This window comes from Sphingobium sp. TKS (assembly GCF_001563265.1).
Lineage (GTDB): Bacteria > Pseudomonadota > Alphaproteobacteria > Sphingomonadales > Sphingomonadaceae > Sphingobium.
Genome location: NZ_CP005084.1, coordinates 348,386 through 375,000, shown reverse-complemented (window position 1 = coordinate 375,000; position 26,615 = coordinate 348,386). Strand labels below are relative to the sequence as shown.

The window sequence follows — 26,615 nt, the reverse complement described above, 5'->3', positions numbered from 1 at the left end:
CGTATGTGAAAGCGAAACATCAGGACTTGAGTAGGGCGGAGCACGTGAAACTCTGTCTGAACATGGGGGGACCACCCTCCAAGCCTAAATACTCGTACATGACCGATAGCGAACCAGTACCGTGAGGGAAAGGTGAAAAGCACCCCGATGAGGGGAGTGAAACAGTACCTGAAACCGGATGCCTACAAGCAGTGGGAGGGTTCTTGAGACCTGACCGCGTACCTCTTGCATAATGGGTCTGTGACTTAGTGTATCATGCAAGCTTAAGCCGTTAGGTGTAGGCGCAGCGAAAGCGAGTCTGAATAGGGCGATTGAGTATGATGCATTAGACCCGAAACCCGGCGATCTAGGCATGACCAGGCTGAAGGTGCGGTAACACGCACTGGAGGGCCGAACCGTTTAATGTTGAAAAATTATCGGATGAGTTGTGTTTAGGGGTGAAAGGCCAATCAAGCCGGGAAATAGCTGGTTCTCCGCGAAATCTATTGAGGTAGAGCGTCGGATGATTGCCGTTGGGGGTAGAGCACTGGATGGATGCGGGGGTCGCGAGATCTACCAACTCTAACCAAACTCCGAATACCAACGAGTCTAGTCCGGCAGACAGACGGCGGGTGCTAAGGTCCGTCGTCAAAAGGGAAACAGCCCTAACCTACAGCTAAGGTCCCCAAGTCACGTCTAAGTGGGAAAGCATGTGGAACTTCCAAAACAACCAGGAGGTTGGCTTAGAAGCAGCCATCCTTTAAAGAAAGCGTAACAGCTCACTGGTCTAAATAAGAGGTTCTGCGGCGAAGATGTAACGGGGCTCAAGACGTGCACCGAAGCTTAGGGTTCAGATCTTTGATCTGAGCGGTAGCGGAGCGTTCCGTAGGCCGTTGAAGCCATCTGGTAATGGGTGGTGGAGGTATCGGAAGTGCGAATGCAGACATGAGTAGCGATTAACAGTGTGAGATGCACTGTCGCCGAAATTCCAAGGGTTCCTGCTTAAAGCTAATCTGAGCAGGGTAAGCCGGCCCCTAAGACGAGCCCGAAGGGGGTAGTCGATGGGAACCACGTTAATATTCGTGGGCCTGGAGGTGTGTGACGGATGGCGTAACTTGTCTGGCCTTATTGGATTGGTCCAGGCAGGGAAGTTGTCCCAGGAAATAGCCCCTCCGTATAGACCGTACCCTAAACCGACACAGGTGGAATGGTAGAGTATACCAAGGCGTTTGAGAGAAGTATCCTGAAGGAACTCGGCAAATTGCCTCCGTACCTTCGGAAGAAGGAGGCCCCACATATGCGCAAGCACTTGTGGGGGGCACAGGCCAGGGGGTAGCGACTGTTTAGCAAAAACACAGGGCTCTGCTAAGTCGGCTTCAAGACGACGTATAGGGCCTGACGCCTGCCCGGTGCCTGAAGGTTAAGAGGAGGTGTGCAAGCACTGAATTGAAGCCCAGGTAAACGGCGGCCGTAACTATAACGGTCCTAAGGTAGCGAAATTCCTTGTCGGGTAAGTTCCGACCTGCACGAATGGCGTAACGACTTCCCCACTGTCTCCAGGATATGCTCAGCGAAATTGAATTCTCCGTGAAGATGCGGAGTACCCGCGGTTAGACGGAAAGACCCCGTGCACCTTTACTGCAGCTTCAGAGTGGCATTAGGAAAGAACTGTGTAGCATAGGTGGGAGGCTTTGAAGCGATGACGCCAGTTGTCGTGGAGCCATAGGTGAAATACCACCCTGTTGTTTTCTGATGTCTAACCTCGCACCGTTATCCGGTGCAGGGACCCTCTGTGGCGGGTAGTTTGACTGGGGCGGTCGCCTCCTAAAGAGTAACGGAGGCGCGCGATGGTGGGCTCAGGACGGTTGGAAACCGTCTGTTAGAGTGCAATGGCATAAGCCCGCCTGACTGCGAGACTGACAAGTCGAGCAGAGACGAAAGTCGGTCATAGTGATCCGGTGGTCCCTCGTGGAAGGGCCATCGCTCAACGGATAAAAGGTACGCCGGGGATAACAGGCTGATGATTCCCAAGAGCTCATATCGACGGAATCGTTTGGCACCTCGATGTCGGCTCATCACATCCTGGGGCTGGAGCAGGTCCCAAGGGTTTGGCTGTTCGCCAATTAAAGTGGTACGTGAGCTGGGTTCAGAACGTCGCGAGACAGTTTGGTCCCTATCTGCCGTGGGCGTCGAAATTTGAGAGGAGTTGACCCTAGTACGAGAGGACCGGGTTGAACATACCTCTGGTGTACCTGTCGTCCTGCCAAGGGCGCAGCAGGGTAGCTATGTATGGACGGGATAACCGCTGAAAGCATCTAAGCGGGAAGCCTCCCTCAAGATAAGATTTCTTCGAGCGGTCGTAGACCACGACCTTGATAGGCCGGATGTAGAAGTGTGGTAACATATGGAGCTAACCGGTCCTAATTGCTCTGATCGCGCCTGAGAGTCCCACCATCAATGACAGTGCTGGATAATCCCAGCGTCGCTCATCGAACGTGGTGATCAACCTCAAGCCAGATATATCTACCGTAAAATGCACGGCATCGATTGAAACCCAAAGCGCAAGCTTCATTGCTTGGTGACCATAGCGTCTGTGACCCACCCGATCCCATCCCGAACTCGGCCGTGAAACCAGTCTGCGCCGATGGTACTGTGGCTCAAGCCCCGGAAGAGTAGGGCGTCGCCAGGCATTGCAGCTCGCGCTTTGAAAACATACACAACCCATTCACATACAACATGCGGCCTCCGCATGCTTCAAGCCCGCCTCTCAGGCGGGCTTCTTGCGTTCTGTAGCACCCGTCTTTCCGGGTTCGTCGGAACGGCCAGCGCCTACCAAGGGCGTCAGGAGCGCGCGCGTTGATTCCGATCATGCCCAGACCAGCGGGCCGAGAGTTTCACCGGTTCCCACAGGCGCGATCCCATCGCCGTCAGTGCCGCCCCGCCGCTGGCACTTAAAAACAACAGCGCGGCGAGCAGCAATGCGGCGCATCGACGAGTTGCACCTGGAATTTCCGTTCGCGGGTAGTCGGATGCTACGCGATCTGCTGCGGCAGGAAGGCATCGAGATTGGTCGCCAGCATGTCGCCACGCTGATGAAGAAGATGGCGATCGAGGCGATCTACCGTCGCCCGAACACATCGAAGCCGACGCCCCCCGGACCAGACATGTTTTGACAATCTGCCGGTGGCGATGGCAGCATGAAATTGGCCGCCGAGATGGGGCGTCACTCCGGTCGGGCTACGCCCTCCCTCCTTGACCCCCCATCTCGGCAGTTCGACGATGAAACCGGCAGACGATCCACTTATCCGATGCCGATCCCTGTTCAGACCAACCGGGCCAGCTCAACAGCCTTGCCCCGTTATTAACCCCGGAAGGCTTGGCCGGGCGCCTTGTGGAGGCACGGGGGCATGTCGAGCACTTGGCGGACGCGATCCTGGGCGCGGAGCTAGACGCGCTGATCATCGTGGGCGACGACCAGAACGAGCTGTATTTGCAGGACAATCACGCCGCGCTGCTCGTCTATTATGGCGAAACCATCACGGCCCTGCCCTACAAGGCCGCCCCGGGCCGCGCCGAATGGCTCGTCCGCGCATCGGAGCGTCAATATTCGGCCTTCGCCTATGATTATCCGGTCGCGCATGACCTGGCCCGCCACCTTATCGACATGCTGATCGACAGCGATTTCGATGTATCGACCGCTAGCGCGTTGCCGCGAGGGAAGGGTGAAAGCCATTCGGTTGCCTTCATCCACACCCAATTGCTGCGCAACACGCCAGTTCCGATCGTGCCGGTGTTCCTGACACCTATTTCCCGCCCAACCAACCCACGCCGGCGCGATGCTACGCCATCGGCCACGTGATTGCGCGCGCGGTGGCAACGTTGCCGGGCGACGCGCGGGTCGGCATCGTGGCGTCGGGCGGGCTCAGCCATTTCCTCGTCGATGAGGAATTGGATGAGGAGATTTTCCGTGCAATCCGGGCAAAGGATGCCGATGCGCTGCGCGCACTACCGCGGGCCAAGCTCAATTCGGGCAGTTCGGAAATCCGCAACTGGATCTGCGTCGCGGGCGCGATGGAAGCGCTGGATGTCAGTTGGACAGGCTATGTGCCGGGCATTCGCACCGAAGCGAAGACCGGCACCGGGCTTGGCTTCGCGCTCTGGAGCTGATCGCTGATGACCCCGCGCATCAGAGTGAGCCATGAGCCGCTGGATCGTTCTGGCCATCGCCTGGGTGGCCTTGCTCCTGTCCTTTCTGGACCGGCTGGCCTGGTCCGCGGTCGCGCCCAGCGTTAGCGCCGCGAACGGGATTCCGCTTGCGGCGCTCGGTTCCTTCGCCAGCGCCTTCTTCGGCGGCTATGTCGTCTCCAACCTTGTCGGCGGAGCGGTGGTCGACCGGCTGGGCTCGCGGCTGGGCATGGGGCCGGCGCTGGTCCTGCTGGGCGTCTTCACCTTCGGCTTCAGCTTCATCGTCTCCGTGCCTTCGCTGCATTCCAGTTGGTGGCCGAGATGCTGGGCTTTTTCGGCTTCAGTTGGGGGCCGATCCTGTCCACGCTGATTGCCGAAGTCGGTGGACCCCACACCGCCGGTACGGCGACTGGCGTCACCAACGCGGTGCAGCAGATGGGCGGCGTGGTCGTCCCCATCGTGATCGGCGCGGTGTTCGCGCGGACCAATTCCTTTTCCAGCGCCTTTATCGTGATGGCGCTGGGGCCGCTCCTGGCGCTCGTCGTGATGGCGCTTTTCTGCCGGGACGCCGATTATGCCGGATCCGAAGGGGCGTCGCGCCATGCTTGACATTGAAACCACTCATGGTCCGATCCGGGGCGAGCGGATCGATATGATCAGCGTCTTTCGCGGCATCCCCTTCGCAGCGCCGCCGGTTGGGCCGCGCCGTTGGCGGCCGCCCGCGCCGCCCGAAGCCTGGACCGCGCCGCGTGACGCGACCCGTTTCGGCGCCGATTGCCCGCAGCGCACCGCCATTCCGATCGGATCGCGCGCATCCGAACAGAGCGAGGATTGCCTCACGCTCAACGTCTGGACGCCGGCCGCCCGACCGAACGAAGGGCTGCCGGTGATGGTCTGGATCTTCGGCGGCAGCTTCCAGTTCGGCAGTGGGGCTGAAGAACGCGCCGATGGTATGACCTTCGCGCGCGACGGTGTCATCTATGTCTCGATCAATTATCGCACGGGCATGTTCGGCTTCCTCGCCCATCCGCAACTGACCGCCGAATCGAAGGATGGAAGCTCTGGCAATTATGGCCTGTTGGACCAGATCGCCGGCCTGCGCTGGGTGCGCGAGAACATCGTCCGCTTCGGCGGCGACCCAGACCGCGTCACCTTGTTCGGCGTATCGGCCAGCGCGGCCTCGATCAGTCCGTTGATGACCTCGCCCCTGGCCCAGGGGCTGTTCCAGCAGGTGATCTTGCAAAGCCCCGGCGCCTTCCGGCGGCTCGCCTCGCTCGCGGACGCCGAGAAAGCGGGCGCAGCGCTGGACGCCGACATCGCCGCGCTACTCGCGCTGTCGGCCGAGGATCTGCTGGACCGGCAGACGCTGATCGAGCCCGCTGTCCGCAGCCTCACGGCGCCCCGCATCCTGCGCCTGATCCGTGACAGCCATGTCGTGCCGGCGGACGATCGCGACAGCTTCCTGGGTGGTCGTTTCGCCCATGTGCCGGCGATTGGCGGCTGCATGGAGGATGAGGGGTCGAACGCTGTCGCCACCTGGCCGGTCAGGGCGCGTGAGGATTTCGCTGCCCTGCTCGACAGGACATTCGGCGAAGACGCCGCACAAGGGGGCCAGGCCTATCCGGTCGCGTCCGATGACGATGTAGCCGGCGCGCTGGGGGATCTCTTCGGCGACACCCGGTTCACCTATGGCGTTGCCGCGCTGTCCAGGGTTTTCGCGGGAGCGGGCGTGCCTGTCTGGCGCTATGCCTTCACCCGCCGTCGGCCGGGGAAAGGGGCGCCGAAACATAGCGAGGATGTCAGCTATGTCTTCGACCGGCCGGAACTGCCGCCACGCGGCGAATCGGATCATTGCCATGACGCCACGGATACCCGTATTGCAGCGGCGATGCATGCCGCCTGGGTGACCTTTGCCAAGACAGGTGCGCCAGGGTCGATCGAATGGCCGCGCTATGCGCCCGGAACGATGAGCATCCTGGAGTTTGGCGACAGCCTGTCCCTGCGCACATCATGGCCGCTCTTGCCCGACTGGGAACCCTTTTCGCGCACCGACGGCCGATCCCGTCCAGTTCGAATGGATGCATTCGAACTGGACGGCGCGCATGCGCAGCCCTGACAGCGATTTCGGCCCGGCCCATGTGCCCTTGGCTTCGAGGAGTTCGACTATGGCTTCATCTATAAGCGGATCCGCAGCGATACAGATGAGACCGATCCGCTATGGACGGTGGGGGCGCGTGCTGCTGTGGCCCAACGGCTTTTTCCTGGGCAGTTATTTCGAATGGCGCGTGCCGGTCGATGACGAGAACACGCTCAGCATCAGCTGGATCTACACTGCCGTTCCCGAAGAGCGCCGTCCCTATCGACAGGAGGTCATTCCCAGCTGGCAAAGCCCGATCAAGGATCCGGAAACCGGGCGCTGGATCACAACCCATGTCATCAATCAGGATATCATCGGCTGGGTGGGGCAGGGGCGGATCACCGACCGGCAGAAGGAAAATCTGGGGCAGAGCGACAAGGGTATCGTTATGATGCGCAACCGCTTCTTCAAGGAACTGGAAGCTGTCGTCGAAGGGGCCGCGCCCAAGGGCATCATCCGCGATCCGGAGATCAACCACAAGGTCGCCCTGGCCGTGGCGAACCGCGTCTCCCTCGGCGCGGACGCCGTGTCCCGCAAATTCATTCTGCATGCCGGTCAGCCGGACCATGTGCGCCGCATGTGCGAAGAAGCGATGGGGTATGAGATCGACGCGAGCGGGCTCTGAACCGGAGTTCGGGTGCTACCAGCGCGCGGTGCGCCTGACTGACCGATCTTTTCGAGGGAGAAGCGCATGAGCGGGATCGTGGTCCGGAATATCGATCGTCGCGCGCGGCGTCACGACGTTCACGAGGCGCAGGGGTTTCAAAAACATCCTTTTCGGTTCGGAGAAGGTCGGGGCGGTGCGCGGAATTGATCCGGCCACCGGCCATTCTCTCGACGATACCAGCATCCGATTAGCCCCGTCTCGGAAGGGGGCCGAGGCGGGGCTGTCTGGTTCCTCCAAGAGGAGGGACAGGCATTATGCGCCTGCGTAAATGAGTCGCCTATCCATCAAGTGAAATATGCCAGACGGTTCTGTATTGTACAGCGGACGTCATAACCCATCCGCGCGATAGACTCCGTCCCCGATCGGCTGCATTATCTTGGCCGAACAACCCTATCCGACTCAACTCCGCGTTCCAAGATCTTGGAATGGGGAATTGTTGTTGCTGCACTTTAAAATGCAAGTGACATCTGTCTGAAATGGATTGGGAATAACGATAACGGATCGCTGCATTTCCTCCGGTGAACAGGAGAATGGCGATGAGAAACCCTATTCTTCAAGCATAGTCATTTCAATGGCGGTGGCCGCCCGGCGATTCTGATCGCTGGACCGGCCATGGCAACGCGTCGTTCGGGCTTTGCTCCAGCCCCCCCAACGTGACGAGCCAATATGGCTCGCTTGATGCGCAGGCTGACAAGGTAGGGATTTGTTCCGGAAAGACCCCAATGTCATTTTTTGGCGACGCCGCACATTCGGCACGGCGCGGTCAGCATCCAATAACCAATGAGTTGGCCGATATCCAAGGAGAATGACCATGGCGCTCGATATCCTGGCCCAAGACATCATCGTCGACGAGACCACCGGCCTTCAGGATGATGACGTCAACTCGTCCCTTTCGCCGCACAACAACGCTACGGTGCAATATCTCCTGTCTCTTGACAGCGCGGGCGGGCTGAGTTCGCCGCAAGTCGCCTTTCAGGCCGATTTTGTGCAGGCTACGGCGAGCGCGGGAGAAACCATCACCACAGTCGTTCTCGCCCAGAGTGTCTCTGGAACTCCGTTTTCCACCACCGTGGGCGTGAACAGCGGTATTCAAACGGTCGACGGCAATTATGTCTGGCTGTTCCAGGACGCAACCCATGCAAATGTCGTCATCGGCGTGATCGGCACGTCCGACGCGGCCGCCATGCCCGCAGCAACTGGACCGCTCGCCTATTCATTCGCGCTGATGAGCACCAGCGCCACCACGGCGGACCTGTATACGGTGCAATATGTGCCGTTGCTCCATCCGGTCGCGACCGATCCGGACGACCGCATCGATTTGACCGATCATGTGTTCGCCGCGGTGTCGGGAACCACCACGGTCAGCTTCTCGGGCCAGAATGCCGCGCCGGGCAATCACGAATTCTACGTCATCAATTCGCCCAGCGATGCTGCCAAGCAGATATTGGTGACGGGCTTCCTGGGGGCAGCCAATGCCCAGGCCAATGTGAGCACGCAGGGATTTGGCGTCAATAACCAGAGCATCAATCCGACCGAAAAGCTCCAGGTCGATTTCGTGACCGGCGGTACCCTGGCTGCGGGGAGCGCCTCCCAGATCCAGTATGGCAGTCATATCGAAACCATCACGAAGGCTGGGTTCACCGTCAATCAGATCACGCCTTCCAATCCGAATTTGCGGGTGGACATCACGATCAGCGCCTTCAACGTTCAGGGCAACGAGCAAGGCCTGAACTTCTGGGACGGCAGCCCGACCACTGCCGCGCCCATTACCAGCATCAAGTTGACAGGCCAATCGGGGTTCGCGAGCCCCATCACCGCAGATGGCACTTATGATGTCGCGGGGAACGTGGACATCGTCGTCAGCGGTCTGGGAACCAATGCCGTCACCATCAGGGGACTCGATAACATCACGACCGTGGATATCACCACGAGCAGCCCGTTGGATCGACTGACGATTACAGGGGTCGATTCCAACGAAGGGCTCGATGTCACTGAGTTCCATTTCTCGTCGCAAACTCCCAACGCCTATGTCGAACAGGTTGGCTCTTTCATCAACTTTGACGATGACGGGCCGACGCTCTCGATCACGGCAGCGCCGGTCGTCGGCGCCGCCGAGGTGGTCGAGGCGAGCGGGGCTGGCGGGCAGAGCCAGGCGACGATCACGCCGCCCACTTTCACCGCGGGCGCAGCCGACGGCTTCACGACGAATGTGACCTACGCGCTGGCGCTGGCCGGAGCGTCTGCGACCGGGCTGCTGACGACGGCCGGCAACCATCCGATCACGCTGGTGGTGGATTCGGCCAATCAGATTTCGGGCAAATATGACAGCGACGGTAACACCACGCTCGATGCGACGGCGTTCACGGTGACGCTGTCCGGCACGACGGTGACGCTGAGGTCGCTGGTTGCGCTGGAGCATTCGAACGCGCCGCAAGGCGTGGGCGAGGATAACACGCTCGACCTTAACGGCCTGATCAATGTGGTGGCCACGGTGACAGTGACGGACGGCGACAACGACGTCGTGTCATCGCAAAGCACGAGTGCGGGTCTGTCGCTGACCTTCGACGACACCGATCCGACGCTCTCGATCACCGCGCCGCCGGTTGTCGGCGCTGCCGAGGTGGTCGAGGCGAGCGGGGCTGGCGGGCAGAGTCAGGCGACGATCACGCCACCCTCCTACACGGCGGGCGCGGTCGACGGCCAGACGACGAATGTCACCTATGCGCTGGCGCTGGCCGGGGCGTCCGCTACCGGGCTGCTGACGACGACCGGCAACCATCCGATCACGTTGGTGGTGGATTCGGCCAACCAGATTTCGGGCAAATATGACAGCGACGGCAACGCCACGCTGGATGCGACGGCGTTCACCGTAACGCTGTCCGGCACGACGGTGACGCTGAGGTCGCTGGTTGCGCTGGAGCATTCGAACGCGCCGCAAGGCGTGGGCGAGGATAACACGCTCGACCTTAACGGCCTGATCAACGTAGTGGCGACGGTGACGGTGACGGACGGGGACAACGACGTCGTGTCATCGCAAAGCACGAGTGCGGGGCTATCGCTGACCTTCGACGATACCGATCCAACGCTCTCGATCACGGCGCCGCCGATCGTCGGCGCCGCCGAGGTGGTCGAGGCAAGCGGGGCTGGCGGACAGAGCCAGGTGACGATCACGCCGCCCTCTTACACGGCGGGCGCGGTCGACGGCCAGACGTCGAATGTGACCTACGCGCTAGCTTTGGCCGGGGCAGCCGCGACCGGGCTGCTGACGACGGCCGGCAACCATCCGATCACGCTGGTGGTGGATTCGGCCAACCAGATTTCGGGCCAATATGACAGCGACGGCGACACTGTGCTCGATGCGACGGCATTCACCGTAACGCTGTCCGGCACGACGGTGACGTTGACGGCGCTGGTTGCGCTGGAGCATTCGAACGCGCCGCAAGGCGTGGGCGAGGATAACACGCTCGACCTTAACGGTCTGATCAACGTGGTGGCCACGGTGACGGTGACGGACGGCGACAATGACGTCGTGTCATCGCAAAGTGTGACCACGGGTGGCCTGTCGCTGACCTTCAGCGACACCGATCCGACGCTTACGGTTCCGTTCGACGCTGATCCCGTTGCTCCGGGTAATCAAACGCCCGAAGAACTGGGCAACGCGGTGGGAGCGACGGCTAGCGGCGCCTTTGGCTACGACATGACGGACAAGCGCACGGCCGCAGAATATGCGGCGGGCGGTAGCGATTTTGTCGATACCAACGCTTCCCTCAATGGAGTGCAGATCGATCTGACCGGCACGGTCGATAACGCGCAGAATCCGGGCATCACCAATGCGGTCGCAACCCTCACGGCTGAGACCACCACCTCTGCGTCGTTCGACTTCTCGTTCCATTACGACAAGGATCCGATCACATCCGGCGTGCAAGATGCCACGGCGGGCGGCACTCTTGTCTTTGACAAGGCAGCCGACACCTACACCATCACCCTGAACGACGTGATTGACGGGTTCAGCTTCAACGTGCTGCACACCAGCGAACTGGTCGCCAAGCAGCCCACCGGCAATACGGGACATCCGTTGATCGTCGCAGAGCAACTGACGCCGAATGCCGATCCGAATCCCTTCTTTGTCCAGTTCACCGCGAACTCGACCACCCAACAGATCGGGTTCGGATTCAACGCGACCGGGGATGGGGCGCCCAATGGACCACCTACCGATACCGCGTTCACGCAGGGAGCCCATGACCTGGTCACCAACGTCAACGAGGACTGGGTCAGCGCCACGCAATCGACCAATGGCGTCGCTGGGGATACGATCCAGAAAGGTGAACTGCTGACTCTGCGGTTCTTCCAGGAGAACATCCTTACCGATGTCAATCCAGGTGCGCCCGGGGGCGGCAATGAAAGGCTTGACCCGACCGCAAAGGCCAGCGGCGTTGTCGTCAAGTTCGATGGCATCGGTAACTCCGAAGACCTCATCGTGATCCTCGACCTGAAAGATGCGAACGGCAATGAAATTACCAGGGCGGTCAACGTCCAGAACGCGGACCTGATCAAGGGCAATGCGAACATTCCCTTGCCGTACAATAGCGAGTTCACGCTCGATAACAATGATGCCTTGCTCATCATCGAGCAGAATGACTACACGGTCGCTGGCGAGACATACCAGATACAGGGCATCCAGATCATGCAAAGCGCCAATGGGTTGACGGGCAACGCCATAAACCTGAACGGCGCTGTCGGCACCAATGGCGGCAGCAACGCCACGGGCAGCCTGACGGCATGGGACCCGACCGACAACGATGTTCTGAAGATCGTGGACATCGGCTTCGTGCAGCAGACGAGCGGGACAATCGACGCCAATCTGGACTTCGCCTTCAACGTAGCGGACGCCGATCTGGATCTGCTCGGCGTTCAGCACATCAATGTGCAGATCAGCGAAATGTTCATATAGGCGACGTTCCAGCTATGGTCGGCGTTGGCCGGCGTGATGGGTGCCAGCAGGATGAGAACGGCTGCCTGCAAGGGTACGGCGATCGTCGATCGCGGCGGATCGAGCATCATGATCCTTTCACAGGCGCATTCAGGTGACCGCGGCGCGTTCGCGATATTCGGGCTTGTCCCAGGCACGGGTCAGGCAGACGTCGCGAAGCCGCTCAACGGCTTCGACGATGTCGGCGTAGCGAAGATAGAGGGGCGTCAGACCGAAGCGGAGGATGTCCGGCGCGCGGAAATCGCCGATAACGTCCTTCTCCTTGAGTGCCTGAACCATCTCGTAGCCATGGGGATGGGCATAGGCGATCTGGCTGCCCCGCAGTTGCGGATCGAGTGGGCTGACCAGTTGGAAGCCGAACTCCGCGCAGCGAAGTTCCATCCGCTCGATGAAGAGCTGACCCAGTCGGATCGACTTGCCGCGTATCTCACGCATGTCCGCCCGCGCCATCAGGTCGACGCCGCATTCGAGCGCGGTCAGCCCCAGCACCTGGGGAGTGCCGCACATGAACCGCGCAATGCCCTCCGCTGGCCGATAATCCTCCTCGAAGGTGAAGGGGCTGGCATGACCGAACCAGCCGGACAGCACCGGCGCCGCCGACTGATGGCGCCCGGCGACGAAGATGAAGGCCGGGGCGCCGGGCCCGCCGTTCAGGAACTTGTAGCCGCATCCGACCGCGAAATCGGCGTCGGCGCCGTTGAGATCGACTTGGATGGCGCCTGCGCTATGGCTGAGATCCCAAATCACCAGCACGCCCTTGTCATGCGCGCGGCGGGTCACTTCGGCCATGTCGCGGACGAGGCCGGATTTGTAATGAACCTGGGTAAGGAGCAACACCGCGACATCCTCGTCGAGGCGATCGAGCACGGTGTCCGGGGCGACCGTTACCGCGCGCAGCCGCCCGCCGCTGAATGCCTCGATTCCCTGCATCATATAGACGTCGGTGGGGAAGTTGGTGCTTTCCGAAAGGATGACGGAGCGGTCCGGGCGGAGCGAGATCGCGGCCGTGAGCGCCTTGAAGATGTTCACCGATGTCGAGTCCGAGGCGATGATCTCACCTGGCCGCGCGCCGACGATAGACGCGATTTTGTCGCCGATCCGTCGCGGAGCTGTCGACCATTGGGCGCCCAGCCAGGAAGTGATCAGCCCTTCGCCCCATTGGTTCGACACGGCATCGGCGATTCGTGCCGCGGCTGCGCGAGGCGCCGCGCCCAGCGAATTGCCGTCGACGTAAATCAACCCCTCGCGCAGTTGGAATTCGTCACGGAAGCCCCGCAACGGGTCGCGCCCATCGAGGTCGGTTATCTCGGCAAGGTCAAGGGTCATCGAGATATCTCCCGCAAAATCGCGCGAACGGGGCTGGCATCGGCCTCCGCAATCTTCAGCGGCAACGCGATCAGCTCATATTCGCCCGCCGGCACGTCATCGAGGACGAGACCCTCAAGGATGCGCATGTCGCCGATCTGGATTTCCCGATGGGCGTCCATCGTCTTGGACTGCTCGGGGTCGAGCGAAGCGGCATCGGTGCCGACCAGGCGCACGCCGTTTTCGCGCAGCCGCGCGATCACCTCGGCGGCGACCGCCGTGAAATCGGAATCCCAACGGTCCGCCGGGAAACGGTCATAGGTACGAAACAGCACGCGCTGTGAGCCGGTCAGGGTTGTCCAGTCGACATCGGCTGCCTCGACCCGGCCCCTGGCATGGCGCACATCAATGACGACGCAGCGCCCGATATAGGCGTCGATGCCGCACTGCGCGCTCGCCACGCCCTGCGGATCATAATGATAGGGGGAATCGGCGTGGGTGCCGGCATGGAGCGGCATGTCGATCTCCCCGACATTGACCGGGCATTGTGCGCTGATGACAGCGTTGCGGCGCACTGCCAGCGCCGGCTCGCCCGGCCACATCGGCATGCCGGGACGCAGCGTCTGCGAAATGTCCCAGATCTTCATTCGGCCGCTCCCGCCGACGGATCGGCAAAGTTCGGACCTTCCTTCGGCGCGACCATGCGTGTCCGCATCGACCAAAGTTCGGGAAAGAAACTGAGGTTGAGCGCCTTGACCAGATAATTGACGCCAGAGGAACCACCCGTGCCCATCTTCTGGCCTATCACCCGCGCGACGGTCTTCATGTGCTTGAAGCGCCATTCCTGGAAATAATATTCCAGCGACGTGATCTTCTCGGCGAGCGTGTAGAGATCCCAATGCGCATCGACGTCGGAGTAGATGGCGAGCCAGGCGTCCTCGACCGCGTCGGACGGCGTATAGGGCTGGCTCCAGTCGCGATCGAGGTGCGAGGTGGGGATCGCGTAGCCACGTCGCGCAAGCAAGCGCAGCATTTCGTCATAGAGGGACGGCGCATGCAGCACGGCGGTCAACCGCTCATGGACGGCGGCGTCATCGCCGTGCACGAGCAGCAAATCCTCCCGCTTGTTGCCGAGCATGAATTCAAGCTCGCGATATTGATGCGACTGAAAGCCCGACGCCTTGCGCAGAAAGCCCCGGAAGGTGAGAAAATCGTGCGGTGTCAGTGTCGCCAGCACTTCCCAGCTCTGAATCATGTGGCGCTGTATCGTCGCGACGCGATCGAGCGTCTTGACGGCATGATCGAGGTCGTCAGCCTTCACCGCCGCCATCACCAGCCGCATCTCATGCAGCAACAGCTTGAGCCACAGCTCCATCGACTGGTGCATGATGATGAACAGCATCTCGTCGGGCTTGTCCGAGACCGGGATCTGCGCGGAGAGCAGGCGCTCGGTCTGGAGATGCCGGGCGTAGGACAAGCCCTTGTCCCACTGGATGGTCTCGCCATCGATCTGCGCCTCGAAAGTCTCGATGCCGTCTTCGACGAATTTGCGAATGGTCATTGCAGCCTCTTTGAAAATGCGCCTTGGGCAGGAGCCGCACGGATTGCCTGAGCCATGGTCAACGTGCCCCGTTCGAAGGTGGGGTGGCCCAGCGCGTCAGGGGCGAACCCGCCTTGATCGTCTTGAGGCAGATCGTAGTGGACAGTCGATGCACCCCCGGCAGTTTCGACAGTTCATGACGTAACAGCTCATCGAGATGCTCGACCGAGCGCGCATAGATGCGCAGCAGATAGTCGCCGTCGCCAGCGGTCGTATGGCATTCGATGATGGCTGGATGCGCGATGGCCGCCGCCTCGAACTCCTCATGGCCGTCCAGGCGGATGCGTACGGCGGCGTAGCACTGAACGGCGAGACCCAGTGCGGTCGGATCGATGCGGGCGTTGAACCCTTGAATGACCCCCTCGGCCTCAAGGTCGCGCACCCGCGACCAGCAGGGCGATTTCGAAAGCCCCACCCGATCGCTCAGATCGGCGAATGACAAACGCCCGTCACCTTCCAATTCCGTCAATATTTTCCAATCGATCTTGTCCATCGCTTATCTCCGGCTGCTCCCCACAGCCTATCCCTTGCAGAGCAAAGGACAAGTTTTACGGCAAAAAACGGAACGATTTCCTTATAGCTTCACCAGTACAGAACATTGTCCTTAATTTCGCAGGTCTAGGGCGGCACTTCGGGACAATGTTTCGCAACGCTCGCCTTATGCTCGCGCGGCACGAGGAGCTGGGCGATGGCCGCAACGCATGTTTATGAAACGCCGCCTGAGGGCGTGGCGTCGGATTGGACCATGGCCCAGGACTGGAACCGTTTTACCCGGGATGAGCATGACGCCTGGGACCGGCTCATCGAGCAGCAGACGCGATCGGTCACTGCGACGGCATGCGAGGCATTCCTGTCGGGCATGGATATTTTGCGGCTGTCCAAGCCCGGCATTCCGGATCTTGCCGAACTCAATCCCCGGTTGCAGGCAGCGACTGGTTGGCAGATCGTCGCCGTACCAGGCCTCATCCCGAACGAACCCTTTTTCCGGCACCTGTCCGAACGCCGATTTCCAGCCGCGAATTTTCTGCGGTCCGCGGATTCGCTCGACTATTCCGAAGAGCCGGACATGTTCCATGATCTTTTCGGTCATTTGCCCATGTTGACCAACCCTGTCTTCGCGGACTTCATGGTTGCCTATGGGAAGGCTGGCCTTCGTGCAGAGGCGCTGGATGCGGTCGATCTTCTCAGCCGGCTCTATCTTCACACCGTGGAATTCGGGCTGGTGATGGAAAAAGGCGCCCTGCGCGGTTTTGGGGCCGGATTGCTTTCCAGTTCCAGCGAAACCCATCATGCTCTGAAGGCGCCCGGCGTTCGACGGATCAAATTCGATTTGGCGCGGGTGATGCAAACCGATTATCTGTTCGACGAATTTCAGCGTAGCTATTTCGTGATCGACAGCTTCGAACATTTGCTGAAGGTAACGGCGGAAACCGATTTTGCGCCGATCTATGATCGGCTCCGCAATGCACCGCTGTTCGCGCCCGACGCTGAGGTCGCCGGCGACATGCTCGTCCCCCTCCCAGCTTGAGAAGCGGCGGGCTCGGTTAAAGCAAAGGCTTTCCGAATCATGCAAAAATCTCTCTTTGTTGCTACGGTGCCGCGCAATTTTGTCGCCACACGATATATTTTAAGATGAAGGTACCATGGAAACAGACGGCGCCATGTTGAACGATGAGGATTATGCGGCTCTGGCGGAATTCCGCTTCGCGCTGCGCCAGTTTCAGGCTTTCAGCAGTGAACGGGCGGCGCAGATGGGGCTGACGCCGCAGCAGCATCAAGCTCTGCTGGCCCTGCGCGCCGCGCCTGCGGAGGATGCCACGGTCGGCTATATCGCGCGGCGCTTGCTGCTGAAACCGCACAGCGCCACGGGCCTTGTGGATCGACTGGAGAAGCTGGGGTTGGTCACGCGCCATGCCAGCGCGACGGACCGGCGGCGCGCGCAGTTGCAGTTGACGCCCGACGCGCTGGATCTGCTGGCGAAGCTGTCTGCCACGCATCGCGATGAAATCCGCCGGCTGCACCCATTGCTCAACCAGTTGCTGGCGCGTTTTGCCTGAAATCCAAGGAATAAGAGCGGTTGATCATATGCAATCGGATCGCAAACCGTCCTAGGTCAATCCACATTCCTGAAGAGCCTGCGAGAGCAACGGCGCGAGACAGGCTTTGTTTGTGGGGCCATTGACGCTGTCGGTGCTAGAGATTCGCTTGATTCCTTTTGCCCTCATCAATGCGAGATCGGCGGCGGTTGCGAGGCAATGGGTAACCAGCGCCTCGACCGACAAGGCGCCGGCTGCGCGTAACAGCCTTGCCGCTTCGATCAGCGTCCGGCCGCTGGAAATCATGTCGTCCACCAATATGGCCGGGCGTCCGCATACTCCATCGGCCTCCGGCAGGGTGAGGCTGACATCGCGGTCGCCGCTCCGTTCCTTGGATGCTATCAGCATGTCGAGGGCAAGCGGCGCGGCGATGCTTTGTGTCCATTGCCGGGACTCATCGTCCGGTCCGATGATGACGGGATGGCCTGCGCGATCGATGAGGCTGGCGAGCAAGGGGGCGGCCGACAGGCTGATCGTGGGAATGCCGGGAACGGCTTCGCTCAAATCCGCGATACGATGAAGATGCGGGTCAACGGTCAATAAAGCGTCGAAATGATCCGCGATGAGACGGCCGATGACACGCTGGCTGACTGCCTCGCCCGGATGGAAGGCTTTGTCCTGCCGCATATAGGCAAGATAAGGCGCGACCAGGATGACGCGCTCCGCGCCCCGGTCGCGCGCGGCGGAGGCAGCGAGCAACAGTTCGACGATTTTTCCGTCCGGATCGTTGAGCGAGCGATAGAGGATGGCTGTGCGGGCCGGTGCGGGCATCCGGACCAGACATTCCCGATCGGGAAAGCGGCGGGTTTCGACCTGGAAGGTGGGCAGCTTGAGCAGGACGCCGAGTCTTCCGGCTGCCGCCATGCTATCCTCAAAGCCAAAGACGACTGTGCTCACCGCGTAACCTCATAGCCGGAATCTTCTGCGGCCAGATCACGGGCAAAGCCCAGGCCCGTCGCGGACTGTGCATGGATGCGGTAGAGCGACTGGCCCTTGCGCACCTCCGCCCCGACCTTGTGCAGCAGGTCGATGCCCGCCCCCTTGTCCATCGGCGCCCCGGCAAGCCGGGCGATGCGGGCAATGCGGTGACAGTCGATGGCGGTCACCCGCCCGCCTTCCTCTGCGCGAACCTCATGCACATGCTCTCCCGGAGCATAGCGGATCGGCTGGCGTCCCTGCGCCTCGATCAGCCGCTCCATCGCGGCGAGCGCCTTGCCCGACGCCAGCAGGTCCATGGCCCGCGCATAGCCCCTGCCGCCGCGAAGGGCCGGATCGAAGTCCAGCACACGCCCCGCCAGGAACAGCGCATGTTCGCGCAGGTCCGGCGGCGCATCGGCATCGTTGCGGAGCACGGCCATGACATCGCGGGCCTCCAGCACCGGCCCGACGCCGTTACCGACCGGCTGGGATCCGTCCGTGATCACGATGTCGGTGACGAGGCCGAGCTTGTCTGCGACATGCTCGAACAGCTTACGCAACCGCACCGCCTCATCCTGGGTGCGGACTTTGGCAGTAGGACCGACAGGGATGTCGAGCACCAGATGGGTGGAACCGGCGGAAAGCTTCTTGGAGAGAATGGACGCCACCATCTGATCGAACGTATCGATGCGCAGCGGCCGTTCGACCGATATCAGCACATCGTCCGCGGGCGACAGGTTCACCCGGCCGCCCCATGCCAGCACGGCCCTTTCCCGCGCCACTATGGCCCTCATGGCTTCTTCGGACAGGTCGACATTGGCGAGCACTTCCATCGTGTCGGCCGTGCCGGACGGAGAAGTGATCGCGCGCGAGGATGTCTTGGGCATGATGAGGCCGTGCGCCGCGACAATGGGCACGACGATCATCGAGGTGCGGTTGCCCGGAATGCCGCCGATGCAATGCTTGTCGACGACCAGAGGCGCCTTCCAGTCGAAGCGGTTGCCAAGCTTCGCCATGGCGCGGGTCATCGCCAGCGTTTCCTGCGTGCTCATGAAGCCGGCGCAGGCGACCAGGAATGCTCCTATCTCCATCGGCGAATAAAGATGTGCGGCGATGTCCCGGATGATGGCCGCGATCTCGTCATCTTCCAGCGTGTCGCCGTCAATCTTGCGGCGGACGAATTCCAGGCTGGCGGGCGGCCTGGCCTGTTCGACGGCAACGCGCGTTCCTTCGGGCAGGCCAAGCCGCCTGAACGCCTGTTCGCCCAAGCCGATTTCGCCCGGCTTCAGTAGCAGAGGTTCATCGACCAGCGCCAGGGTGGCCAGGATTTCCGCACGCTCGCCGCTGACCCGTATCTTGCGCAGGGCCTGAAACTGTTCCGCCGAATAGCCGTTGTTCCGGCGCAGCAGGAAGGCGGTGTTTTCCGGATAAGTGTCGATAGCGAGGCGCTTTATGGTCAGCATGTCTTCCTCGGAACGAAATGGTGCGTCAACTGCCGTCGCTCGTTTCCGGTGGGAGCGGCGTTCCAAAGATTTCCTGCGCCACCCGAGCGCAGATGTTTCGCGCACGCCTGCGCACCCGATCCAGATTGGCTTCGATGAAGGCGGCGGTCGCGCCCTCGACCACGTCACCGATGTGCAATGTCTCGCTCGATCGCATGGCGAAGCCGCGGAACAGATAGGTGCCGGACAGCTCCCGTAGCGCCTGGGTCTGGCCCTGGGCATCCAGCCAGTCCTCCGAAGCGCCGGAGGTCGTGATGGTGCACAGATGGCCCTTGCCCAGCAGGCCCGTGTCCGATCCTTCCTGGATTTGACGGGCCGTGACGCTTGCCCCCAATACGCGATCGACATAGCCCGTCATCATGGCTGGCGGCATGCCGAACCAGATCGGGAAGATAAGGGTGAAGACCTGTGCGCCGTCCAGCAGTTCACGCTCTGCACGGACATCGGGCGACATGCGGTATCCCTTCCGGTCAGGCCGCTCCTCATTCTTCAGGACCGGATCGAAGCGCATGCGATACAGATCGCGCAGCACGGCTTCCTGGCCTGCCTGGCGAACGGCCTCGCAATAGGCCGTGGCGATGGCGGCGTTGAAGCTCTTCGGATCGGGATGAGCAAGCACCACGGCGTGGCGGATGCCGGAAGGAGAGGCGCTGTTCATGGAAACCTCCATCATTTTGCCGTCGAGCGACGATGCCTCGCATCCTCATATGTGTCGAGCACGCGCCGCATCTGGGCGAGCGCCTCGCGGCGTGCCCGTTCGCTCCTGATCCGGCCCAGATGCTGTTTCAGATGGGTGACGAAATCGGCATAGTCATTCTGCCAGTCCGGCCCGGCGAGCAGGTCCATGTCGACGCGGCCCGTCTGGACCCTGCGCGCGGGTGCGCCCGGTTCCAGAGCATAGGTCTCTCCGATCTGCGGCGTGACGATGCTGGCGGCCGGATCGTCCGCCTGGACGAGTTCGCGCAGCGACGCGACCGCTTCCTGCTCCCCATGGTCGAGGAACAGGCTGCCCGCAATCGGCCGGCGGGCGGCGATCCAGCGGTGCAATTCGTCGCGGTCGGCATGGGCGGAATAGCTGTCGATCCGCCGGATGCGCGCCCGCACATTCACGTCCTCGCCGGAAATGCGCACGCGCTGCGCTCCATCCAGCAATACCCTGCCCAATGTGCCCTTGGCCTGGAAGCCGACGAAGAGCACGGTGGATTCCCGCCGGAACAGATTATGCTTCAGATGGTGCCGGATGCGTCCAGCTTCGCACATGCCGGACGCCGCCATGATGATCGCGCCCGAGATGGTGTTGAGCCGGATCGATTCCGCCACATCCTCGACATAATGGATGGACGGGTGACGGAAGACGTCCTGCCCGTCCATATCTTCCATCTCCGAGGCATGGGCCGCAAAGACCTTGGTAGCGCGGCTGGCGAGCGGAGAGTCGACGAAGATCGGCACATTGGGGATGCGGTTGGCGTCCGCGAGCCTGGCAAGGTCGAGCAGCAATTCCTGCGTCCTTTCCAGCGCGAAGCTGGGAATGACAAGATTGCCGCTGTTTGCCAGCGCTTGCTTGATCTCCGCTTCCAACTGGCTGCGGCGCTGCTCGATCGTGAATTTCTCGCGTGCCCGGTCGCCATAGGTCGATTCGCAGACGACATGATCGAGGCCGGACGGCGCCTGCGGGTCGGGATGAAAGGCTTTGTTATCCGGACCGAGATCGCCGGAGAAGAGCAGTCGTACGCCCGCTGCCTCGATCTCCACGGACGCAGCGCCCAATATATGGCCCGCGTTCCAGAAACGTGCCCGAAAACCGGGGACAGGATCGAACCATTCAGACAGGGGCACAGGACGGCTCAGCCGCCATGCGCGCAAGGCATCCTCTTCGGTGTAGAGCGGGACGAACTGGCTCTCGCCTGCCCGGTCGCGCCGGCGGTTGCGGCGGTCGGCTTCGCTTTCCTGGATGCGCCCCGCATCGGCCAGCATATATTCCAGCAGGTCCGACGTCGCGGGCGTGCACCAGATCGGCCGGTCAAATCCCTGTGCCGAAAGTTTGGGCAGAAGCCCGCAATGGTCGATATGCGCATGCGTCAGCACGACCGCGTCGATCTTTCGCGGATCGAAGCTGAAGTCGCCATGATTCAGGGTTTCCAGGCTGCGCGACCCCTGGAACAGACCGCAGTCGACAAGGATGCTGCGATCGCCCAGCCGCAATTCCATGCAGGAGCCGGTGACCGTGCCAGCGGCGCCGTGAAATGTGAGCGTGAGCGATGATGTGTCCAACCGAACTTCTCCCACTTGCGGCATCTCCATGATCAATAGATCATATCACGGCTGGGGCAGTCCGTAGTTATCCTGATAGACGGCAATGCAGGGCTTATTGATTTTCCAGCAGTCAACGGCGCCAGTGCCAACCATATCGGGGGAGATGAGGCGTGGTGATGGTGGGTGGACAGCTTGGTCTTACCGGCCTTTCCACTTCGCAGGCGCGTGAGCGGCTGGCCGAGGATGGCCCCAATGAGCTTCCCCGGCCGAACCGGCGGACGCCCCTGCGGATCACGATGGAAGTGCTGCGCGAACCCATGTTCGCCATGTTGCTGGCGGCGGGCGCCATCTATCTGCTGCTAGGCGACAGGACGGAGGCATTGATCCTGCTGGGCTTTGCGGGCTTGTCCATCATCATCACGATCGTGCAGGAAGCGCGCACCGAACGGACGCTGGAGGCGCTTCGTGACCTGTCGGCGCCGCGCGCGCTCGTGATACGCGATGGGGAGACCTTGCGTGTCCCGGGCCGCGAGGTCGTGAACGGCGACATATTGGTGCTGGAAGCGGGCGACCGCATCGCAGCGGATGCGCTGCTGGTCGAAGCCCAGGAACTGGAGGCGGACGAATCCCTGCTGACCGGCGAGGCGGTTCCGGTACATAAACGCGCCGCGCAGGCAAGCGATCCGGAGCAGGCAGAACCGGGCGGTGACGACACGCCTCATCTTTTTTCGGGCGCCATCGTCACGCGTGGCGGCGGCATCGCGCGGGTGACCGCCACCGGCATGCGCAGCCGCATCGGCCAGATCGGACGGTTTCTGGAAACATTGGAAACCGAGGCTCCGCATCTGCAGAGGGAAACTGCCCGGATGGTCAGCCTGTGCGCCATTGGCGGCGTGACCATCGCACTGTTGGTGGTTCTGCTCTATGGCTCGCTGCGCGGCGATTGGATGGCCGCATTGCTGGCTGGCATCGCGACCGCCATGTCGCTGTTGCCCGAAGAGTTCCCGGTGGTCCTCACCATCTTCCTTGCCATGGGCGCCTGGCGCATCGCGCAGGTCGGCGTGCTCACCCGACGGGCTTCGGCCATGGAAGCATTGGGCGCCGCCACAGTCCTGTGCACTGACAAGACGGGAACGTTGACCCAGAACCGTATGACGGTGACGGAGCTTTGGCTCCCGTCCGGCAGCGTGGCGTCAATGGGCGACGGGTCTCCGCGGCCCGAATTTCATGAGTTGATCGGCGCGGCGGCCCTGGCGAGCGCGCCGGTCCCGGTCGATCCGATGGAGGTGGCCTTCCACGCCACCGCAAGGGATGCCAGGGTTCCCGCTCGCGAGGATTGGGAACTGGTTCACACCAATGGTCTTCGGCCGGACCTGCTGGCGATGTCCAATGTGTGGCGGCCGGTAGAAGCCGGTGAGCCTTTGTTCGCCGCCGCCAAGGGCGCGCCGGAAGCGATCGCGCGCCTTTGCCGGCTGGATGGCGAGGCCCATCTGGCGCTGGAGCGGGCGGTCCACGCCATGGCGGCCCGTGGCATGCGTGTCCTGGGCGTGGCCTATGCGAACACGGTCGGGGATGATCTTGGCAAGGGGCATGAAGCGCATGACTTCAGCCTTCTGGGACTGGTCGGCCTGTCCGACCCGCTGCGGGCGGGAGTTCCCGAAGCGATAACCCAAAGTCATTCGGCCGGAATCCGGGTTGTGATGATCACCGGCGACTATCCCGTCACCGCGCAGGCGATTGCGGCACAAGCGGGGATTGGCTCAGGCGCGCTCATGACAGGCGATGAAGTCAAGGCGCTGTCGGACGGGGAGCTGCGCGCGCGGGTTAAGGACGTGGCCATTTTCGCGCGCACGATGCCGGAACAGAAACTGCGGATCGTCTCGGCGCTCAAGGCGGCGGGCGAAGTGGTCGCGATGACCGGAGATGGCGTCAACGACGCGCCTGCGCTCAAGGCGGCCCATATCGGCATCGCCATGGGCAGGCGCGGCACCGATGTGGCGCGGGAGGCGGCGGCCATTGTCCTGGTGGAGGATGATTTCGGCGCGATCATCGTCGCCATTCGCCTGGGCCGCCGCATCTACGACAATATCCGCAAGGCCATCGGCTTCATCTTCGCCGTCCATGTGCCGATCGCGGGTCTGGCTGTTGCGCCGCTGCTGCTGAACCTGCCGCTGGTACTTGGGCCGATCCAGATCGCCTTGCTCGAAATGATCATCGATCCCGTCTGCGCGCTCGTCTTCGAAGCCGAACGGGAAGAAAGCCGCATCATGCAGAGACCGCCCCGTGATCCGGCTGAACGCCTCTTTTCCGCGGCGCTGGTCCTGCCGAGCATCCTCTATGGCGGGATCGCTTTCGCGCTGCTTCTTGGGCTTCACATCGCCACGACATATTGGGGCTTCGCTCCCGATCGCGTGAGGGCGCTCCTTTTTTTCGCCCTGGTCGCTTCCATCATGGCGCTGGTGTTGGTGAACAGATCCTTCAGCACATCCCTGACGCGCGCCGTTTGGCGCAACAACCCTTCACTGCGCTATGTCGCGGCCGTGGTGTCGATAGCTTGCGCATTGATCCTGACCGTGGAGCCGCTGCGTCGCATACTCCATTTCGCTCCACTGGAACCGGCGGACCTGTCGTTCCTTGTTCTGGTTCCCGCTCTGGTTCTCCTTCTGTGTGAACGTGTGAAGGACCGGAAAAGGTTTCTGGTGGCTGCGTCGACAACTGCCAGGCGGAAAGAAGCGTGAATGAAATGCGTCAACCTTGCGCGAGAGCATAAAAGACGGCTCGTGGCCTATTTGGGCGCCATGCGGATGGCGCCGTCGAGGCGGATGGTTTCGCCGTTCAGCATGGGGTTGGCGATGATCGATTCGACCAGCATCGCATATTCCTCCGGCTTGCCCAGGCGGCTGGGATGCGGAACCTGCTTGCCGAGCGAATCCTGCGCCGCCTGAGGCAGTCCCGCCAGCATCGGCGTCCAGAAAATGCCCGGTGCGATGGTGACGACGCGGATCAGCGACTGCGCGAATTCGCGGGCGAGGGGAAGCGTCAGGCCGACCACGCCGCCCTTGGATGCGGCATAGGCGGCTTGGCCGATCTGCCCGTCGAAAGCCGCGACCGACGCGGTGTTGACGATGACGCCGCGTTCCTCACCGATCGCTTCGGCCCGTTGCAGCCGGGCGGCAAAGCGCGAGGCGATCAGGAATGTGCCGGTAAGGTTGATTTCCACCGCCTTGCGGAAACTGTCGATCGGATGGGGGACGAATTCGCGCCCGACCGCCTTGATGGCAGGGGCCACGCCCGCGCAATTGACGGCTATGCGGGCAGTGCCATGGGCGGCCTCCGCCGCGTCGAGGCCGGCATTGACGCTGTCCTCGTCGGTGACGTTGACGCGCTGGAACAGGCCGCCAATGTCGGCCGCGATTTTCACGCCTTCCTCTTCGTTGAGGTCGAACAGGGTGACGCGGGCGCCCCTGGCGGCGAGGGCGCGAGCGGTGGCGGCGCCCAGGCCGGATGCGCCGCCGGTGACGATGGCGGCCAGTCCTTCGATATTCATATCCGTTCCCCCTTACAGGACTTCCAGGGCGACCGCCGTGGCTTCGCCGCCGCCGATGCAGAGCGCGGCGACGCCTTTCTTCAGGCCGCGAGCCTTGAGAGCCGCGATCAGCGTGGCGATGATACGCGCGCCGCTCGCGCCGATGGGATGGCCCAGCGCGGTGGCGCCGCCATTGACGTTGATCTTGTCATGCGGAATGCCCAGGTCGCGCATCGCGATCATGGCGACGGCGGCGAAGGCTTCATTGACTTCGTAGAGATCGACATCCCCGGCTGACCAGCCCGCCTTTTCCATCGCCTTGCGGATCGCGAAGACCGGGGCGGTGGTGAACAGCGCCGGAGCGTGGGCGTGGGCGGCGGTGGCGACGATGCGGGCTTCCCGCGTCAGGCCCAGCTTCTCCGCCACATCGGCACGGGTCAGCACCAGCGCCGCCGCGCCGTCCGAAATCGAGGCGGAGGATGCGGCCGTGATCGCGCCATCCTTGGCGAAGGCAGGTTTCAGGGACGGGATTTTCTCCGGCCTCGCATTGCCCGGCTGTTCGTCCTTATCGATCTGGACTTCGCCGTTGCGGGTCTTGACCGTGACGGGCGCCACTTCCCCCGCGAAGGCGCCGCTGCTGATCGCGGCATTGGCGCGGGCGAGACTCTCGATCGCATAGGCGTCCATCTCTGCGCGGGTGAACTGATAATCGCGGGCCGTATCCTCGGCAAAGGAACCCATCGGCTTACCGCGATCATAGGCGTCCTCCAACCCGTCCATCATCATCGTGTCGATGACCCGGTCATGGCCGATGCGCGCGCCGGACCGGTGCTTGGGCAAGGCATAGGGCGCGTTGGTCATGCTTTCCATGCCGCCCGCGACGACGACGTCGACGGAGCCTGCGGAGAGCGCTTCGGCCGCCATGATCGCCGCCTGCATGCCGGACCCGCACATCTTGTTGACGGTGGTGGCCTCGACCGATTGCGGAAGGCCCGCGCCCAATGCCGCCTGGCGTGCAGGAGCCTGGCCCAGAGCGGCGGGGAGGACGCAACCCATATAGATGCGGTCGATGGCTTCGGGCGCGACCCCGGAGCGTTCGACGGCCGCCTTCACCGCGACGGCGCCCAGTTCGGTAGCGGACACGCCGGAGAGCGCGCCCTGAAAACCGCCCATCGGGGTTCGGGCATAGCCCGCGATGATGATGTCCCGGTCGTGTATATCGGTCATATCTTTCTCCTCAACGGGTGCCCGGGCCACCGACCGCCTTGGGCGGGGTCATGCCCATGAGGCCGAGTCCGGCCATGCCCCGAATCGCAATCTGGATTTCCGTCGGCATCGTGCAGCCTCTTCCCCTATCGCGGAGGCACGTGCAACGGTCAGCGCTCTTGATCCCGGGCAGCGGAACCGCGGCGGTTGGGCATGGCGAGACAGAGGCGGATGAGAGTGGTGACATAGGA

General features: G+C 62.1%; 21 protein-coding genes, 2 rRNA genes and 1 pseudogene (1 of these 24 cut by a window edge). 13 read left to right on the top strand and 11 right to left on the bottom strand.

The window, feature by feature from the left end; all coding sequences use genetic code 11:
* From K426_RS22575 to K426_RS22535, 10 genes and pseudogenes are all read left to right on the top strand, one after another.
* Positions 1–2,423: ribosomal RNA gene (locus K426_RS22575) — 23S ribosomal RNA — on the top strand; it begins 387 nt to the left of the window's first position.
* A gap of 130 nt (positions 2,424–2,553) precedes the next feature.
* Positions 2,554–2,668 (top strand): 5S ribosomal RNA (gene rrf / locus K426_RS22570).
* A 283-nt stretch (positions 2,669–2,951) separates the two neighbouring features.
* A pseudogene (locus tag K426_RS22565) lies at positions 2,952–3,131 on the top strand (IS3 family transposase); the annotation flags it as partial.
* Positions 3,132–3,355: 224 nt separating this feature from the next.
* On the top strand, positions 3,356–3,838 hold the full coding sequence (locus tag K426_RS32640) for a hypothetical protein (RefSeq protein WP_237230152.1): 483 nt from the start codon (positions 3,356–3,358) through the stop codon (positions 3,836–3,838).
* An 11-nt stretch (positions 3,839–3,849) separates the two neighbouring features.
* Entirely contained in the window at positions 3,850–4,146 is a 297-nt protein-coding gene (locus K426_RS32635; RefSeq protein WP_237230151.1) for a hypothetical protein, read from the top strand.
* Positions 4,147–4,177: 31 nt separating this feature from the next.
* Positions 4,178–4,534, top strand: coding sequence for a hypothetical protein (locus K426_RS22555; RefSeq protein WP_066562586.1), 357 nt, complete (start codon positions 4,178–4,180; stop codon positions 4,532–4,534).
* On the top strand, positions 4,486–4,773 hold the full coding sequence (locus K426_RS22550; protein ID WP_066562584.1) for a hypothetical protein: 288 nt from the start codon (positions 4,486–4,488) through the stop codon (positions 4,771–4,773). Before K426_RS22555 ends, K426_RS22550 begins: the two co-directional genes overlap by 49 nt.
* On the top strand, positions 4,766–6,280 hold the full coding sequence (locus K426_RS22545) for a carboxylesterase/lipase family protein (RefSeq protein WP_158511767.1): 1,515 nt from the start codon (positions 4,766–4,768) through the stop codon (positions 6,278–6,280). Before K426_RS22550 ends, K426_RS22545 begins: the two co-directional genes overlap by 8 nt.
* 85 nt (positions 6,281–6,365) lie before the next feature.
* Complete coding sequence (locus K426_RS22540) at positions 6,366–6,926, top strand: hypothetical protein (protein WP_066562578.1); 561 nt, start codon at positions 6,366–6,368, stop codon at positions 6,924–6,926.
* An 853-nt stretch (positions 6,927–7,779) separates the two neighbouring features.
* Entirely contained in the window at positions 7,780–11,919 is a 4,140-nt protein-coding gene (locus K426_RS22535) for a beta strand repeat-containing protein (protein WP_145907593.1), read from the top strand.
* On the opposite strand, the gene K426_RS31865 is transcribed toward K426_RS22535, so the two are convergent.
* Genes K426_RS31865 through K426_RS22515 form a run of 5 tightly spaced genes read right to left on the bottom strand, consistent with a single transcriptional unit; the run spans position 11,880 to position 15,356 of the window.
* Positions 11,880–12,029 carry a hypothetical protein gene (locus K426_RS31865; RefSeq protein ID WP_158511766.1) on the bottom strand — a complete coding sequence of 50 codons (150 nt, stop codon included), beginning with the start codon at positions 12,027–12,029 and terminating at the stop codon, positions 11,880–11,882. The two genes, K426_RS22535 and K426_RS31865, sit on opposite strands and share 40 nt — an antisense overlap.
* 19 nt (positions 12,030–12,048) lie before the next feature.
* Positions 12,049–13,284 (bottom strand): kynureninase, encoded by a 1,236-nt coding sequence (gene kynU / locus K426_RS22530; RefSeq protein WP_066562575.1) that lies wholly within the window; start codon positions 13,282–13,284, stop codon positions 12,049–12,051.
* A complete protein-coding gene (gene kynB, locus K426_RS22525; RefSeq protein ID WP_066562573.1) occupies positions 13,281–13,910 on the bottom strand; it encodes an arylformamidase in 630 nt (209 codons plus the stop codon). Before kynB ends, kynU begins: the two co-directional genes overlap by 4 nt.
* Complete coding sequence (locus K426_RS22520; protein ID WP_066562571.1) at positions 13,907–14,824, bottom strand: tryptophan 2,3-dioxygenase; 918 nt, start codon at positions 14,822–14,824, stop codon at positions 13,907–13,909. Before K426_RS22520 ends, kynB begins: the two co-directional genes overlap by 4 nt.
* A gap of 58 nt (positions 14,825–14,882) precedes the next feature.
* On the bottom strand, positions 14,883–15,356 hold the full coding sequence (locus K426_RS22515; protein ID WP_066562569.1) for an Lrp/AsnC family transcriptional regulator: 474 nt from the start codon (positions 15,354–15,356) through the stop codon (positions 14,883–14,885).
* A 195-nt stretch (positions 15,357–15,551) separates the two neighbouring features.
* On the opposite strand from K426_RS22515, the gene phhA reads away from it, so the two are divergent.
* Both phhA and K426_RS22505 read left to right on the top strand, forming a co-directional pair.
* Positions 15,552–16,391, top strand: coding sequence for a phenylalanine 4-monooxygenase (phhA, locus tag K426_RS22510; RefSeq protein ID WP_066562567.1), 840 nt, complete (start codon positions 15,552–15,554; stop codon positions 16,389–16,391).
* Between the two features lie 115 nt (positions 16,392–16,506).
* Positions 16,507–16,920 carry a MarR family winged helix-turn-helix transcriptional regulator gene (locus K426_RS22505; RefSeq protein WP_066562566.1) on the top strand — a complete coding sequence of 138 codons (414 nt, stop codon included), beginning with the start codon at positions 16,507–16,509 and terminating at the stop codon, positions 16,918–16,920.
* A 51-nt stretch (positions 16,921–16,971) separates the two neighbouring features.
* Here the strand turns inward: K426_RS22505 and K426_RS22500 are convergent, their stop codons facing one another.
* The 4 genes from K426_RS22500 to K426_RS22485 are packed head-to-tail and all read right to left on the bottom strand — an operon-like array spanning position 16,972 to position 21,587.
* On the bottom strand, positions 16,972–17,856 hold the full coding sequence (locus K426_RS22500; RefSeq protein WP_066562564.1) for a ribose-phosphate diphosphokinase: 885 nt from the start codon (positions 17,854–17,856) through the stop codon (positions 16,972–16,974).
* Positions 17,853–19,340, bottom strand: coding sequence for a thymidine phosphorylase family protein (locus K426_RS22495; protein ID WP_066562562.1), 1,488 nt, complete (start codon positions 19,338–19,340; stop codon positions 17,853–17,855). The genes K426_RS22500 and K426_RS22495 overlap by 4 nt, the downstream gene beginning before the upstream one ends.
* Before the next feature lie 25 nt (positions 19,341–19,365).
* Positions 19,366–20,037: an NAD(P)H-dependent oxidoreductase gene (locus K426_RS22490; protein WP_158511765.1), complete on the bottom strand. Its 672-nt coding sequence runs from the start codon at positions 20,035–20,037 to the stop codon at positions 19,366–19,368.
* Between the two features lie 11 nt (positions 20,038–20,048).
* The gene (locus K426_RS22485) at positions 20,049–21,587 is read right to left on the bottom strand and encodes an MBL fold metallo-hydrolase (protein ID WP_082749009.1); all 1,539 of its coding nucleotides are present in this window, start codon (positions 21,585–21,587) and stop codon (positions 20,049–20,051) included.
* Between the two features lie 221 nt (positions 21,588–21,808).
* Here K426_RS22485 and K426_RS22480 point away from each other — a divergent pair, with 221 nt between their 5' ends.
* The gene (locus K426_RS22480; RefSeq protein ID WP_066562559.1) at positions 21,809–24,370 is read left to right on the top strand and encodes a cation-translocating P-type ATPase; all 2,562 of its coding nucleotides are present in this window, start codon (positions 21,809–21,811) and stop codon (positions 24,368–24,370) included.
* A 47-nt stretch (positions 24,371–24,417) separates the two neighbouring features.
* Here K426_RS22480 and K426_RS22475 read toward each other — a convergent pair whose 3' ends face one another.
* Together K426_RS22475 and K426_RS22470 are read right to left on the bottom strand one after the other, a co-directional pair.
* A complete protein-coding gene (locus K426_RS22475) occupies positions 24,418–25,179 on the bottom strand; it encodes an SDR family NAD(P)-dependent oxidoreductase (protein ID WP_066562557.1) in 762 nt (253 codons plus the stop codon).
* A 12-nt stretch (positions 25,180–25,191) separates the two neighbouring features.
* Positions 25,192–26,385, bottom strand: a complete 1,194-nt coding sequence (locus tag K426_RS22470) for an acetyl-CoA C-acyltransferase (protein WP_082749006.1) — start codon at positions 26,383–26,385, stop codon at positions 25,192–25,194.
* Positions 26,386–26,615: the final 230 nt, after the last annotated feature.